Origin of the sequence: Rhodococcus sp. 66b, assembly GCF_002076325.1 — a bacterium.
Lineage (GTDB): Bacteria > Actinomycetota > Actinomycetes > Mycobacteriales > Mycobacteriaceae > Rhodococcus_F > Rhodococcus_F erythropolis.
Genome location: NZ_MUZB01000009.1, coordinates 212,693 through 225,648 on the forward strand (window position 1 = coordinate 212,693; position 12,956 = coordinate 225,648).

The 12,956-nt window shown below is 63.6% G+C and carries 16 protein-coding genes; 11 read left to right on the forward strand and 5 right to left on the reverse strand.

The features are described from left to right. Positions 1-157 precede the first annotated feature (157 nt). From B0E55_RS18670 to pyrE, 4 genes are all read left to right on the forward strand, one after another. Positions 158-1,129, forward strand: coding sequence for a hypothetical protein (locus B0E55_RS18670; RefSeq protein WP_080910188.1), 972 nt, complete (start codon positions 158-160; stop codon positions 1,127-1,129). Between the two features lie 86 nt (positions 1,130-1,215). Then, on the forward strand, positions 1,216-2,088 hold the full coding sequence (locus B0E55_RS18675) for a hypothetical protein (RefSeq protein WP_080910224.1): 873 nt from the start codon (positions 1,216-1,218) through the stop codon (positions 2,086-2,088). A gap of 46 nt (positions 2,089-2,134) precedes the next feature. Further along, positions 2,135-2,935: an SDR family NAD(P)-dependent oxidoreductase gene (locus B0E55_RS18680; protein ID WP_029254745.1), complete on the forward strand. Its 801-nt coding sequence runs from the start codon at positions 2,135-2,137 to the stop codon at positions 2,933-2,935. 50 nt (positions 2,936-2,985) lie between these two features. Next, a complete protein-coding gene (pyrE, locus tag B0E55_RS18685; RefSeq protein WP_019749433.1) occupies positions 2,986-3,519 on the forward strand; it encodes an orotate phosphoribosyltransferase in 534 nt (177 codons plus the stop codon). 51 nt (positions 3,520-3,570) lie between these two features. Here pyrE and B0E55_RS18690 read toward each other — a convergent pair whose 3' ends face one another. The 3 genes from B0E55_RS18690 to B0E55_RS18700 are packed head-to-tail and all read right to left on the reverse strand — an operon-like array spanning position 3,571 to position 5,891. After that, complete coding sequence (locus tag B0E55_RS18690; protein ID WP_020906634.1) at positions 3,571-4,827, reverse strand: MFS transporter; 1,257 nt, start codon at positions 4,825-4,827, stop codon at positions 3,571-3,573. 23 nt (positions 4,828-4,850) lie between these two features. After that, positions 4,851-5,294 (reverse strand): MarR family winged helix-turn-helix transcriptional regulator, encoded by a 444-nt coding sequence (locus tag B0E55_RS18695; RefSeq protein ID WP_020906635.1) that lies wholly within the window; start codon positions 5,292-5,294, stop codon positions 4,851-4,853. Positions 5,295-5,327: 33 nt separating this feature from the next. Then, complete coding sequence (locus tag B0E55_RS18700) at positions 5,328-5,891, reverse strand: TetR/AcrR family transcriptional regulator (RefSeq protein ID WP_019749436.1); 564 nt, start codon at positions 5,889-5,891, stop codon at positions 5,328-5,330. Positions 5,892-5,954: 63 nt separating this feature from the next. Here B0E55_RS18700 and B0E55_RS18705 point away from each other — a divergent pair, with 63 nt between their 5' ends. Together B0E55_RS18705 and B0E55_RS18710 are read left to right on the forward strand one after the other, a co-directional pair. Beyond that, positions 5,955-6,635 carry a lysophospholipid acyltransferase family protein gene (locus tag B0E55_RS18705; protein WP_019749437.1) on the forward strand — a complete coding sequence of 227 codons (681 nt, stop codon included), beginning with the start codon at positions 5,955-5,957 and terminating at the stop codon, positions 6,633-6,635. Between the two features lie 49 nt (positions 6,636-6,684). After that, positions 6,685-7,398, forward strand: coding sequence for a lysoplasmalogenase (locus tag B0E55_RS18710; RefSeq protein WP_021343244.1), 714 nt, complete (start codon positions 6,685-6,687; stop codon positions 7,396-7,398). 4 nt (positions 7,399-7,402) lie between these two features. Here the strand turns inward: B0E55_RS18710 and B0E55_RS18715 are convergent, their stop codons facing one another. Then, a complete protein-coding gene (locus B0E55_RS18715) occupies positions 7,403-7,846 on the reverse strand; it encodes a hypothetical protein (RefSeq protein WP_020906637.1) in 444 nt (147 codons plus the stop codon). 34 nt (positions 7,847-7,880) lie between these two features. Here B0E55_RS18715 and B0E55_RS18720 point away from each other — a divergent pair, with 34 nt between their 5' ends. The 5 genes from B0E55_RS18720 to B0E55_RS18740 all read left to right on the forward strand — a co-directional run bounded on the left by B0E55_RS18720 (position 7,881) and on the right by B0E55_RS18740 (position 11,920). Further along, positions 7,881-8,663, forward strand: coding sequence for an SDR family oxidoreductase (locus B0E55_RS18720; protein ID WP_020906638.1), 783 nt, complete (start codon positions 7,881-7,883; stop codon positions 8,661-8,663). Between the two features lie 67 nt (positions 8,664-8,730). Continuing rightward, entirely contained in the window at positions 8,731-9,330 is a 600-nt protein-coding gene (locus B0E55_RS18725) for a DUF6636 domain-containing protein (protein ID WP_020968805.1), read from the forward strand. Next, on the forward strand, positions 9,330-10,022 hold the full coding sequence (locus tag B0E55_RS18730) for a TrmH family RNA methyltransferase (protein WP_020906640.1): 693 nt from the start codon (positions 9,330-9,332) through the stop codon (positions 10,020-10,022). The genes B0E55_RS18725 and B0E55_RS18730 overlap by 1 nt, the downstream gene beginning before the upstream one ends. 57 nt (positions 10,023-10,079) lie before the next feature. Then, the gene (locus B0E55_RS18735; protein ID WP_019749443.1) at positions 10,080-11,201 is read left to right on the forward strand and encodes a glycoside hydrolase family 76 protein; all 1,122 of its coding nucleotides are present in this window, start codon (positions 10,080-10,082) and stop codon (positions 11,199-11,201) included. 11 nt (positions 11,202-11,212) lie between these two features. Beyond that, the gene (locus B0E55_RS18740; protein WP_080910189.1) at positions 11,213-11,920 is read left to right on the forward strand and encodes an alpha/beta fold hydrolase; all 708 of its coding nucleotides are present in this window, start codon (positions 11,213-11,215) and stop codon (positions 11,918-11,920) included. Here B0E55_RS18740 and B0E55_RS18745 read toward each other — a convergent pair. Then, positions 11,883-12,881: a GNAT family N-acetyltransferase gene (locus B0E55_RS18745; RefSeq protein WP_235867838.1), complete on the reverse strand. Its 999-nt coding sequence runs from the start codon at positions 12,879-12,881 to the stop codon at positions 11,883-11,885. The genes B0E55_RS18740 and B0E55_RS18745 overlap by 38 nt on opposite strands. Between the last annotated feature and the right edge of the window lie 75 nt (positions 12,882-12,956).

Genomic DNA, 12,956 nt, shown 5'->3' on the forward strand with positions numbered 1-12,956 from the left:
TCGGTAAGTGGAATGCCCCGTCGATCCAAGTGGATCGGCGGGGCATTCGCATTTTGTTCTACCCTGGATGGCTGGATGCTCGAACTGGGGATGTCTGCACCCGCGCCTCTCCGAACGACTTCGACGCTCTTTCGTCCCAACCGAAGGTGAGCCAGGCATGACCGATCAGAACGATCCGCGTAACTCGGGTGGGCCGCGCCGTGAGGATCCCGAGGCCACCGAGGTGTGGGGGCGTACGCCCGACCAGCCGACAGAGCAGTACGGGACGGTGTCCGGCCAGAATCCGAACCAGCCGACGGAGTACTTCGGTCAGCAGCCGGGGGCAGGGCAGTTTCCGGGAGCGCAGCAGTATCCCTACGGTGGCCCGGATCAGAACACGGAGTACTTGGGGCAGCAGGGGCAGCAGCCGAATCCCACGCAGGCCTTCCCCGCCTACAACCCGCAGTTCGATCCGCAGGCCCCGCCGCCAGGTGCGACGCAGGCCTATCCGCCGTACACGGCCCAGCAGTACGGGAACCCGGATCAGTACGGGAATACACAGCAGTACGGAAATACACAGCAATATCCGGTTGCAGGTGGTGGCGGGGGAGTTCCGCCGGAACAGCCGTTCGTCGAAGACGGGTCGTCGGGCGGCGGCAAGAAGCGCAAGCTCGCGACGTGGGTGGCTGCCGGTGTGGTCGGGATCCTGGTCGCCGTGATCGCGATCGTCGCGTTCTCGGCGTTCGGTTCGAACGACAAGGGAACCCAGACCGCTTTCGTTCCGCCGACCACTACGACGCAGGCGCCGACCACCACACCGCCGAAGGCGAGCACCACGGCACCGACTCCGACGACGGATTCCCCGCTCAGCCAGCTCCCGGGCGGGCTCGGCGAAATCATCGGCGACGCCGGGGGAGCCGTCGGCACCGTCAAGTCGAACGACGGCGGCACGTTGGTCATCGATTCGATCGGTGGATCGCAGGTGACGGTTCTGACCACAGCCGACACCACCCTCATCGCGCTCAATCGCGCCACGATCGCCGATCTGCAACCGGGAGACAACATCGTCGTCGACGGAACTCCGGTGGAGAACGGCACGATGACCGCCAACACGATTCTGAGTACGTCGTTGCCGAAGTTCGGCAACTGAGTCGTTCACGACACATCAGGCGAGTCCACCAGGGTGTCGCGGGAGGTTGAGGCCGCGAGTCGCTACCCTGGAGGGTGATGACTGGAATGTGGTTCGGACTGGCAGCAATTGCACTCGCAGGCGCGGGTGCGCTCCTGTACGTCGACAGGACGAGGCGAGATCAATCCGGGCGAGTGCGTCAGATCTGGGCCAAGGCGCAGGGATACACGTACACGGCCACTGACGATCAGCTCGCAGGCGAATGGCATCGCGCGGTCATGGCGAAGCAGGACTACCTCACTGCCACCGACGTCGTCCGCGGCCGTCGTCGCGGAGAGCAGTTCGTGCTGTTCGACCTGGAAGAGACCGCAACCATCGTCGCCGTTCGCCGCGAGATCGGGTCGGACGTCGACATCGATCTTCGGTTGAAATCGACGGCTCCGCCCAAGGACGGCGACCTGAACCTGCTGGGTGCGATCGGTTCACGAGTAGTCTTCGCGACCGATCTCGAGATCGCACGTCGTGTCTGTGATCAGCGCATGGTGGCGTTCACCGAATCGGTTCCGCCGTCGATCAGCATGCTGTGGAGCGAAGGGCAGTGGACGCTCGGTTCGCTTCCGGTGACCAGTAACGGCCGGGATTGGGACGCTGCAATCGAGTCGGTTGCGCGCCTGTCCGGCATTCTGCATGTCCTGCCTCCCGTCACCGATCCCAACGAACTCGAGGTCGATCACGATCCGAGCCGCCCGCAGCCGGGCGCCGAGAAGTCTCGCCCAACTCCGGATCCGGTAGAACAGCCCCGTTCGCGTCAAGAGCCGCCGCCCCGTGAAGCTCCGCCGCGTGAATTTGCCCCGCGTGAGTCCGCACCGCGGGAATCTGCGCCACGTCCGGATCAATCGCTGCGCAAGCCCGAGGCGGCTGACAAGCCGGCTCAGCGTCCGGCGTCGCAGCGCTCGGGCACAATTCGCCCGGTCGACTGACCTTTAAGGTTCCCGTCCAGCCGCGATAACCACTAGCGTGGCCGGTATGTCGACTTCCCACTCGGATCGCCCTGTGCGTCCCGTTGCCCTGGTGACCGGACCTACCTCTGGTCTCGGCGCCGGTTTCGCCAAGAAATACGCCTCCCTCGGATACGACCTGGTTCTCGTCGCACGTGACGAGGTCAGATTGCACGACCTCGCGTCCGAGTTGAAGACGATGTTCGGCACCGAGTCGGAGATTCTGGTTGCCGATCTCGCATCGGAGGCTGGACGCGACACCGTCGCGCTTCGTCTGGAGAAGGGCGTCGAGGTGTTGGTGAACAACGCCGGATTCGGTACCTCCGGCGAGTTCTGGACTGCAGATCCGGCGCTTCTTCAATCTCAACTCGACGTCAACGTCACCGCCGTGATGCGGCTGACCCGCGCGGCGCTGCCCAGCATGATCGCGTCGGCGCACGGAACGATTGTCAATGTGGCGAGCGTCGCGGGCCTGCTGTCCGGGCGGGGTTCGACGTATTCGGCAAGCAAGGCCTATGTCATCTCGTTCACCGAAGGGCTTTCCGGCGGGTTGGCCGGGACGGGAGTGCGCGTTCAGGCGCTGTGCCCGGGCTTCATCCGCACCGAGTTCCACGAGCGTGCTGGCATCGAGATGTCCACGATCCCCAAGCCGATGTGGCTGAGCGTCGACCAGGTGGTTGCGGCGTCGATGAAGGATCTCGGTGACGACAAGGTCATCAGCATTCCGGGAATTCAGTACAAGGTCCTCACGACGGCTGGGCGTCTGGTTCCCAAGGGGCTGGTTCGCCGGTTGACCAACATCGTTGGACGAGGCCGCGGGCGAACGTAGCCCAGAGGCAGAAGCCGAGCATAAGCCGGTGGTCGGTAGGCTGAGCACTCATGAGCGATCGTGAGGATTTGGCTGCGCTGGTGCGCGAATTGGCTGTTGTACACGGAAAGGTGACGTTGTCCTCGGGCAAGGAAGCCGACTACTACGTCGACCTTCGCCGCGCGACACTTCACCACAAGGCGGCGCCGCTGATCGGCTCGCTGCTGCGTGAACTGGTCGCGGACTGGGATTTCGACGCCGTCGGAGGTTTGACGATGGGCGCCGATCCGGTTGCGATGGCGGTGATGCACGCTCCCGGACGCCCGATCGACGCGTTTGTCGTTCGCAAGGCTGCGAAGGCTCATGGGATGCAGCGTCAGATCGAGGGCCCGGACATCGTGGGCAAGCGTGTCCTGGTTGTCGAGGACACGACCACGACGGGCAATTCTCCGTTGACAGCAGTGAAGGCTCTGCGCGAGGCAGGGGCCACAGTGGTCGGAGTCGCTACCGTCGTCGATCGCGCGACGGGTGCGGACGCGATTATCGGTGCCGAGGGCGTCGAGTACCGATCGCTGCTGGGCCTGGAAGATCTGAACCTGAGCTGACGCCCCGTGAGTGGTTAAGGAGTCCCTGCACTCCTCAACCACTCACAGGGGTCAGTCGCCGACGGTGACGGCGAGTGCTTCGTCGACGCTGTGCGGCGCGGGATCGTGGTCGTCGACGTGTGCGAGGACCTTGCGTCCGCTCGACAGGACGAACACGGCGGCGAGGGTGAGCACCGCGCCGACCCAGAACGGCATGTGGACGTTGGACTCACCGAGCTTGCCGGCTACCCACGGAGCTGCGGCGCCGCCGACGAATCGAACGAAGCTGTAAGCAGCCGAGGCGGTCGACCGTTCCACGGGAGCCGAGATCATGACGGTTTCGGTGATGAGTGTGTTGTTCACGCCGAGGAACAAGCCGGCGAGGACGACACCCACGATCAAGACGATCTTGTTCTCGGTGAAGAGCGCCATCATGCCGAGGTCGAGTGCGAACAGTGTCAGCGCCAGCATCATCATCGGTAGTGTGCCGAAGCGTCGTTGCAGGCGAGGGGCGAGGAAGACCGACGAGATCGCCAGCATCAGGCCCCATCCGAAGAAGATGAATCCGATCGGGTACGCCCCCATGTCGAGGGGGAACGGTGTGTACGCGAGCAGTGTGAAGAATCCGTAGTTGTAGAGCAGCGCGGTGATGGCAACGGTGAGTAGCCCGCGGTGTCGCAGCGCCTGGAACGGTGCAGCGATGGACGTGTGGTGTTCGGGCTTGGGTGCGCTCGGAAGCATCACGACGATGAGAATGAAAGCAACCGCCATCAGGGCTGCGACGCCGAAGAACGGTGCGCGCCAGCTGATGTCACCGAGAACGCCGCCGACCAGCGGTCCGACCGCGATACCGATGCCCAGTGCAGCCTCGTAGAGGATGATTGCCCGTGCGACGCCGCCGCTGGCCGCGCCGACGATGGCCGCCAATGCCGTTGCGATGAAGAGTGCATTGCCCAGTCCCCAGCCGGCACGGAATCCGACGATCTGGCCGATGGTGCTGGAAGCGCCTGCCAGAGAGGCGAACACGATGATGATGGCAAGGCCTACAAGAAGCGTTTTCTTGGCGCCGATGCGGCTGGACACCACACCGGTGATGAGCATGGCCACGCCGGTGACGAGCATGTAGCTGGTGAACAGGAGCGAAACCTGCGACGGTGTGGCGTCGAGTTGTTCGCCGATCGGCTTGAGGATCGGATCGACCAATCCGATGCCCATGAAGGCGATGACGCTGGCAAAGGCTACCGCCCACACCGCTTTCGGTTGTTTCAGGAGGCTCGGCGGAGCCTCGTTCTGGTGCGTTGATGTCGCGGTCGTGTTGCTCACGGCCACCTCCTTTTTCAGTGGTGGGTATTTCAGCTGGGGTCGGAAGTCTTGATGATGGACCGCAATTCGGCCAATCCGTCGGCCAGTTTCTTGATCTGCTCGGGCCCGAGTTCGACGAAGTGGGGGACTAGAGCGTCGGCGATCTCGTTTCGGCCGTCGTTCAGGATCTTTCGACCCTTCTCGGTCATAGCGACGCGCACTGCGCGGGCGTCCTCCGGGTCGGCGCGGCGTTCGACGTAACCGTTCTCGCCGAGTTTGCGCAGTAGGGCAGTGGCAGAGGGCTGCGAGCTTCTGTCGAGTCGAGCGAAATCGCTGATCCGCATTTCGCCGTATTCCTCGAGGAGTGAGAGCGCGCGCAGCCAGGCGCGTGGGTACTGATCGGACGCGAAAGAACCTGCCAGCTTCGCGAAGCGGTGCGTGTTGCTCACGAGGTCGACGAGTAGTTCGTGCAGTTGCTGCTCTTCATCTGTCACGAAAAATATTATTGCATAGGGTAACTATGTAAATCAACGAGTCCGTAAAAGGTGGTCCGTCACACTTGTGGTGACCAGTGCCGCGATGTCGAGGCCGGGTGCAACGAGCGCGAGGCTTCGATTTGCCGCCAGCACTGCGATGCCGTGGGTTCCGGTCCAGATGTTCACCGCAGAAGTGGTGGGATCGGACGCGTCGGCCTCTTCGGTCAAGGCTTGCAGGGCGGCGAAGAGCGGGAGTGACGACTCTCGGAGGTTGCTGCCGGCGGCTTCGAGGAGGTCGTGGCGAAATATCAACTCGAACATCGCCGGCCGCTCCTGGGCGAATGACACGTATTCGATTGCTGCCGAGATCAATCGGCTACGAGCGGGTTGTTTGCCGACAAGTGCCGGTTGGAGTCTTTCGGTGAGATCGCGCAGGCCGTGTGAGGCAATTGCGGCAAGCAGGCTGTTGTGGGTCGGAAAGTATCTCCGCGGGGCGCCGTGCGACACGCCCGCCCGACGCGCGATCTCCCGTAGCGTCAGTTCTGTGGCGCCGTCGGCATCGAGAATCTCGACGCCGGTGGCGACGAGTGTTTCGCGAAGGCTGCTGACAGTCATGGAAGACAGTGTCTATTATTCTGGACGTAGACACTGTCTACTAGACGGAAAAGGTGATGCCCTGTGCTCTATTGGCTGTTCAAATACGTTCTGATCGGCCCGGTCCTCTGGCTGTTCGGGCGGCCGACGATCGAGGGGCAGCACCACATCCCCAAGAAAGGGCCGGTGATTCTCGCCGGAAACCATCGGGCAGTCGTCGACTCGTTCTTCCTGGTCCTCATGGTGCGCCGGCGCATCACCTTCGTCGCGAAGAGTGAATATTTCACGGGGACCGGTGTGAAGGGCGCGATGCAGCGCTGGTTCTTCGGTGGGGCGGGTCAGGTGCCGATCGACCGTAGTGGCGCCGATGCCTCCCGTGCGGCATTGGACACGGCCATCGGAATTCTCGACAAAGGCGGCGTCTGGGGGATCTATCCCGAGGGAACGCGATCGCCCGACGGATGCCTGTACAAGGGAAAGACCGGAGCGATTCGTGTCGCCTTGGAAACCGGGGCGCCGGTCATTCCCGTCGTCGTGCACGGCGGCGACGCAGTCAACCCGCCGGGTACGCGGATGTGGCGCTTCAGCAAGGTCCGGATCACGGTAGGGGAGCCGATCGACTTCTCTCGGTACCGCGAACTTCGTGGCTACCAGGCCGTCGTGCGCGCGGCGACGGACGAATTGATGTCAGTGCTCTGTGACCAGTCGGGGCAGGAATACGTCGATGTCTACGGCGCGGACGTCAAATCCGGCGATGCTGCCTGAGTGACCCAGTACGGTCGCTGTTGGACGTGTAACCAACAGGAGGATTGTGATGGCGGGCAAGTGGGGCATCGAGCACGCAGTTTTTGCGGCGGCGACGGCAGCGACGGTGGTCGGGGCAGTGGTCGGTAACGAGCGGGTTCAGCAGATCGCGAAGCCGCTGATTGCACCTGCCTTGGCGGCCCGAGTGCTGCGCAAGCGCTCGGAGACGGAAACAGCCGATACCGCACTGCTTCTCGCCGGCCTCGCCGCTGCGACCGTCGGCGACGTGTTCATGATCGACCCGGACAACGATGCTCGTCTGATCAAGGGCGCGTCGTCGTTCGCGGTGATGCAGGCCAGTTACTCGGCTCTTCTCCTGCGCCGCGGGGCACGGCCGACCCGTGCTGCCCTCAAACCCCGCATCAGCGGTTGGTCGACGGCGTCCGGTCTGCTCCGTGCCAAGGCACCGAGCGTGTCGACGCCGCTCACCGGATACGGATTGATGTTGGGAACCACCTCGACGTTGTCGGCAGACCCCGCTCTGGCACCGCAATCGAAGGCCGTGCTCGACGTTGTCGTCCCGAACAAGGATCGACGCTCCTGGCTCGGATTGGGCGGAGTGCTCTTCACCGCGTCCGACGGGCTGATCGTGGTGCGTCGACTGTTCATTCGAGGGACCGCCGGCCGCGCCGCTGCCGAGGGTGTGATCCTGGCGTCGTACGCGGGAGCGCAACTGATGCTGGTGGAGGGCATGTTGGCGCTGGGACGCAAGAAGAGCGTCTAGTTTTTCACGGGCACAGCATGATTCGGTCTCGGTTCTTCGGGTCCACCATGACGGTGACCGTGGATCCGGGAGTGATCTTGTCTTTGAACTCGGGTCGGATCTCGTACTCGATCCGGCCCGAGTACGAATCGGAACCTGGAACCGTGAGGCGGAGTGCGAGCTTGGCCAACTCGCCGTCGACGGTTCGGCGCAGGGGTGTGACCTTGTCGATTCGTGCCCACCCTTCGAGGCCGTGCTTTTCGAGCTTGCGCTCGGCGCGGGTCGGTCGATTGGCCCAGGCCATTCCGAATCCGAGTACCGAGCCGAAAGCGGCGAGTAGCCCGCCGATCTGATAGGGCAGAGTGCCAGGTGGGGTGTGCTCGACCAGCCATCCGAGCCACACCGCGAGCACGATCAGATATCCCACCGCGATGAAACACACGGTGTGTACGACGCGACGGTGATTCATCAGATTTCCTCCACATCCAGGATAGCCTGACCGGATGAGCGAACCGAACGTCTTCATCACCGGTGCCGCGGCTGGAATCGGGCGGGAGACGTCGCTGTTGTTCGCGCGCAACGGATACCGCGTCGGCGCGTTCGACATCGACGACGCCGGCCTTGCCTCCTTGAAGGCCGAGATCGACGGTTTCGGTGGGAGCGTCGTGACGGGTGTCCTGGACGTCACCGATCCGGTGGGATGGGCGCAGTGTCTGGCCGATTTTGCCGGGGAGTCCGGGCGTCTGGACATCCTGATCAACAATGCGGGCGTGCTCTCCTCGGGACGGTTCGAGGATATTTCTCTTGCGGCGCATCGCCGAATGGTCGACATCAACATCACCGGCACCCTCAACGGCACGCACACGGCTTTCCCGTACCTCCGCGATACCGTCGGCGCTCAGGTGGTCAATCTGTGCTCCGCTTCGGCGATCTACGGCCAGCCCGAACTGGCGACGTACGGTGCAACCAAGTTCGCGATCCGCGGCCTGACCGAGGCGCTCGATCTGGAATGGGCACAGCACGACATCCGTGTTCTCGCGCTCTGGCCGTTGTTCGTCCAGACCGCGATGGTCACTGGAATGGACACCGGAGCCACCAGATCGTTGGGTATCAAGCTGACTGCCACCGACGTCGCGAAGGAACTGTGGGCGGCCACACGCGGCGCCGGACGCGTACACAAGGTTCACTACCCGGTCGGAACGCAGGCGAAGCTCTTTCTCAGTGCGTCGCGGTTCTCGCCCGCGTGGCTCTCACGGCTGATGAACAAGCGCGTCACCAGCACTTAGTCGACCACACGATAGAGTGCACTGTCGGCTGTTGCTGGGCCAAGATGACGTGTGTGGAGGTAGTCGGGTGGTTCGTGTTCGGGTGGGGTTCGTCTTGTTGGGCGTCGGGTCGGCGCTCGTGCTCGCAGGGTGCGGCGGGGAGGCGGATTCAGCGCCGACCGTAGCGGCGCAGCCAAGTTCGACCACCACTACCGCAGTGCCGACGACAACCACCACCGTCGCGCCCGTCGTCCCCACGACCACCGAACCACCGACCACGACGCTGCCACCGACGACGACGCTCACGGACGTGCAGTTCGAGCGCAACGAGTCGTACTACTTCACCACTCCCGACGGGAACTTCCAGTGCGGCATCATCAAGTTGCCCACCAGAATCGAAGCCGGGTGCGAGGGAACGACCACTCCGGTTCCGCCGCGGCCGGAGAGCTGCATGGTCAACTGGGGCAACGGTATTCGCGTCACCGACGAGGGTGAGGGTGCTTTCATGTGTTCGGGCGGAGAGGTGTACACCTCGGGCGGTCCCGACGCCGATCCGGTGTTGGCGGCCGGTCAACCGCTGAGCAAACTGGGTTTCACCTGTACGACCACCGCGACAGACGTCTCGTGTGTCAACGATCAGACCACGCACGGCTTCACGGTGGCTGCAGATTCCAACGAGGTGTACTGATGACCGAAGTCGCAGCTGACGACGTCTCCGGTGGGGCCGGTGAACCGGGACCCACCGAGTGGGGCGAGAACCCCAACGGCGTCGGGCCGTGGGCCGAGGGGCACGACACGGAACCGCCGACAGACGAGCGCTACGACCCCGTACTCCTCGCCGAGGGTGATCGTCGAAACGTCTTGGACGAGTACCGGTACTGGACGCGGGAAGCGATAGTCGAGGACATCGACTCGCGCCGTCACACGATGCATGTCGCCATCGAGAACTTCGCGCACGACGCCAATATCGGCACGGTGGTCCGCACGGCAAACGCGTTTGCTGCGGCCGCGGTCCACATCGTGGGGCGTCGGCGCTGGAATCGGCGGGGCGCCATGGTGACCGATCGATACCAACACATCGTTCACCACGCCGATATCAGCGAGCTCGTCGAGTACGCCCGTGAGAATTCACTCACGATCGTTGCCGTCGACAACACCCCGGGGTCGGTGCCGCTGGAAACGGCAAGCCTGCCGCGAGAGTGCATCCTGCTGTTCGGTCAAGAAGGGCCCGGAGTGACCGAACATGCGAAAGAGGTTGCGTCCATGACGGTCTCGATCGCGCAATTCGGGTCGACTCGCAGCATCAACGCCGGCGTCGCGGCCGGCATTGCGATGCACGCGTGGGTACGTGAGCATGCCGATCTCGCCGATTCCCGCTGATCTCGCTCGCGAATTCCGGCTAGCGCGTAGCGCCTCGACCAGACAGGATAGGTAGTTATGCAGGAAGTGTGGGCAGAGCGAGCCGATGCGGCTGAGGGCGCGATAGTCAGTCGTCACCTTCGGCGCCTGTGGGGACTGCCCCGGACAGCACTCGGCGTGGTTGCCTGGCCTGCTGTTCGGCGCGAGCGGATGTTCAAGCCGTGGCACTACTGGTGGCAAGCACACCTGCTCGACACTGCAATCGACGCGCTCGAACGTGACCCGACGCCCAAGCGTCGTCGCCGGGTGGCGAAGGTTGCCCGCAGTGTGCGGGTCCGCAACGTCTCGGCGTGGACCAACAACTATTACGACGACATGGCGTGGCTGGGCCTCTCGCTCGAACGTGCTCAACGTATGTTCTCGGTCGATCACCGGACCGCGGTCCAGGCGCTCGAATCGCAACTCTTCGATTCGTGGTCCCCGGCCGACGGCGGCGGTATTCCGTGGTGCAAAGGTTCCGATTTCTACAACACACCGGCAAACGGACCCGCCGGAATCATGCTGGCGCGCACCGGAAAACTCTGGCGCGCGCAGGCAACGGCCGACTGGATCGACGAGACGCTGCGGGATCCGGACTCCGGACTGATCTTCGACGGTATCCGCCGCGACGGCACCCTCGAGCGCGCGATTTATTCGTACTGCCAGGGCGTCACGCTGGGGTTGGAAACCGAGTTGTCGACGCGATTGGGCGAACCGCGCCACCGCGAGCGAGTCCACAAACTCGTCGACGCGGTGTACGACGGAATGACCGAGTACGGAGTCATCACGGGCGGTGGCGGAGGCGACGGCGGACTGTTCAACGCAATCCTGGCTCGCTACCTCGCGTTCGTGGTGGTGAACTTGTCCTGGGAGACTCACGAGGACCTGCGAGCGCGCGAACTCGCAGCGCAGATCGTTCTGTCCTCCGCGGAAGCGGCCTGGAACAACAGACTGCAGATCGAAGGTCTGCCGCTGTTCGGGCATGACTGGACCAAGGATGCTCAGTTGCCGAGTCTGTCCGGCGACATCGCCACCTTCGCCGCCGGAACGGTGCGCTCGTCGAGCGTGCCCGAGCGAGACCTCTCGGTGCAGGTGGGTGGGTGGATGCTCATGGAGGCGGCATTTGTCGTCTCGGCGGCTGGATACCCGCGTAAGCGTTAGGCTTTTCCCTCATGGAATCCCGGCACGTGGTCGACGCGGACGGCGTACGTCTTCACATCGATGTCGGTGGGGCAGGGGCGGACGTTCTGGTTCTCTCCGGCGGCCCGGGATGCGTTCACTATCTTGCTCACGACGAGCTGGTTCCGGAAGGAATGCGCGCGTGGTGCCCTGGGCCACGCGGAGTCGGCCGGTCCGGTGGCGGCGCTCATACTATGGCGCAGGCGGTTGCGGACCTCGAACTGGTCCGACGCACGTTCGAGATCGACAGCTGGGTCGTGCTGGGGCACTCGTGGGGATCCGACTTGGCGGTGCGGTACGCACTCGACTGTCCGGAATCGGTGTCCGGCGTCGTCGGCATCGCGGGGCACGGCCTCCACAAGGACCGGACCTGGTCGAAGCAGTACGAAGCGGGAATCGAGCCGGACCCGCAGATACCTTGGGAACCTGTTGTCTGGCAATCGCTTCAAGAATCGTTCATCGAATGGATCCATGAACCACAGCTGTTTCGGCAGTTGGCCGACTCACCCGTGCCCATGACATTTCTCGCGGCGGCCGACGATATTCGCCCGTCGTGGCCGTTGCAGCAACTGGCCGAGCTCGTGCCTAACGGTAGTTTCGAGGTCGTCGACGGTGTCGCGCACAACTTCTGGCAGTCTCACCCGCTCCTGTGGAGGAAGATCGTCACCGAGGCTTGTGCAACGCACTCTCGACTCTCCTGATCTCCACCAGGATCCGCTCCGCAACGGTCTGGTATCCCAGGCTCCGATTGACGGTCAGCATCGGGTGGTTTTCCGCGTTCACCGTTGTGTAAATTCTTCGCAGCGAGGGAAATTCAGCTGCCAACACAGACGCTTGTTGCTCCTTGACCCACCGAGCGAGACCGTGTCCGCGGTGCTGGGGAAGTACCACGGTGTCATGCTGCGATGCGTGGGTGCTGTCATGTTCGTCCACCGTCACCACTGTCGCTGCGGCTACTTCGCCGACGCTGTCGTCGACCGCGCAGCACACCAGGAGTACCTGAGAGCCACCCGTCATCTTCTGTTCCCACGATCTGACCTCGTCGGCTCCCCAATTACGTTCGGGCATCTGCAGTTCGGCGCCCGGCGCGTCGAGGAGTCGGTTCAATGCCTCCGAGAAGGAGTGGACCAGCTCGTCCGGGGTTCGGTTGCGCCAACTGACGATTCGATAGCCGGGGCGGGCGCTGTGTGCGGTGGGAGGGCTGAGGTGCTGAACCTGGTTGGCCAACCGAAGCAGCACGCGGTGGCCGTCGAACGATCCCAGGAAATGCTCGGCTGAGCTTCCGACGAGCGCCGTCACTCTGATTCTTCGCACGCCGAACCCGGCGATGTCGACTTCGGCGAGTTCGGCAAGCGCTCGTCCTACCCCTCGTCGCTGCGCGTGGGGTGTCACGTACATCCGAAACTCTGCGAGATCAGGTTCCGCCGAGTTGCGTCGCGCCTGGGCGATGCCGAGGACTTCGTCCGTTCCGCCGTCGCGTGCGATCCAACGCCACACATCGACTGAACCGTCCTCGGCCTCGATCATTTCCATCAGGGCCGTCGCTGTCGGCGCAGTTCCGGACAGGTGACGCTGGCCTTCGGCGAAGACCTCACACCACTGGTGAAGAACCGATGCTGTCGATCCGGACGGTACGAACTCGGCTACGACTACGCGGCTCACCCATGTGACGATACCGAGCTGCCAACCCCGAGTTGGAATCACGCGAACCCTAACCCTGTCGGACTGCGGCGGCAG

What these genes read in the sequence shown, in the direction of transcription:
- B0E55_RS18700 (WP_019749436.1), bottom strand. Translation starts at nt 5,891, where the DNA reads ATGACTGTCAGCAGCCTTCGCGAAACACTCGTCGCCACCGGCGTCGAG.
- pyrE (WP_019749433.1), top strand. Translation starts at nt 2,986, where the DNA reads ATGAGCGATCGTGAGGATTTGGCTGCGCTGGTGCGCGAATTGGCTGTT.
- B0E55_RS18670 (WP_080910188.1), top strand. Translation starts at nt 158, where the DNA reads ATGACCGATCAGAACGATCCGCGTAACTCGGGTGGGCCGCGCCGTGAG.
- B0E55_RS18715 (WP_020906637.1), bottom strand. Translation starts at nt 7,846, where the DNA reads ATGAATCACCGTCGCGTCGTACACACCGTGTGTTTCATCGCGGTGGGA.
- B0E55_RS18710 (WP_021343244.1), top strand. Translation starts at nt 6,685, where the DNA reads ATGGCGGGCAAGTGGGGCATCGAGCACGCAGTTTTTGCGGCGGCGACG.
- B0E55_RS18720 (WP_020906638.1), top strand. Translation starts at nt 7,881, where the DNA reads ATGAGCGAACCGAACGTCTTCATCACCGGTGCCGCGGCTGGAATCGGG.
- B0E55_RS18735 (WP_019749443.1), top strand. Translation starts at nt 10,080, where the DNA reads ATGCAGGAAGTGTGGGCAGAGCGAGCCGATGCGGCTGAGGGCGCGATA.
- B0E55_RS18675 (WP_080910224.1), top strand. Translation starts at nt 1,216, where the DNA reads ATGTGGTTCGGACTGGCAGCAATTGCACTCGCAGGCGCGGGTGCGCTC.
- B0E55_RS18740 (WP_080910189.1), top strand. Translation starts at nt 11,213, where the DNA reads ATGGAATCCCGGCACGTGGTCGACGCGGACGGCGTACGTCTTCACATC.
- B0E55_RS18730 (WP_020906640.1), top strand. Translation starts at nt 9,330, where the DNA reads ATGACCGAAGTCGCAGCTGACGACGTCTCCGGTGGGGCCGGTGAACCG.
- B0E55_RS18680 (WP_029254745.1), top strand. Translation starts at nt 2,135, where the DNA reads ATGTCGACTTCCCACTCGGATCGCCCTGTGCGTCCCGTTGCCCTGGTG.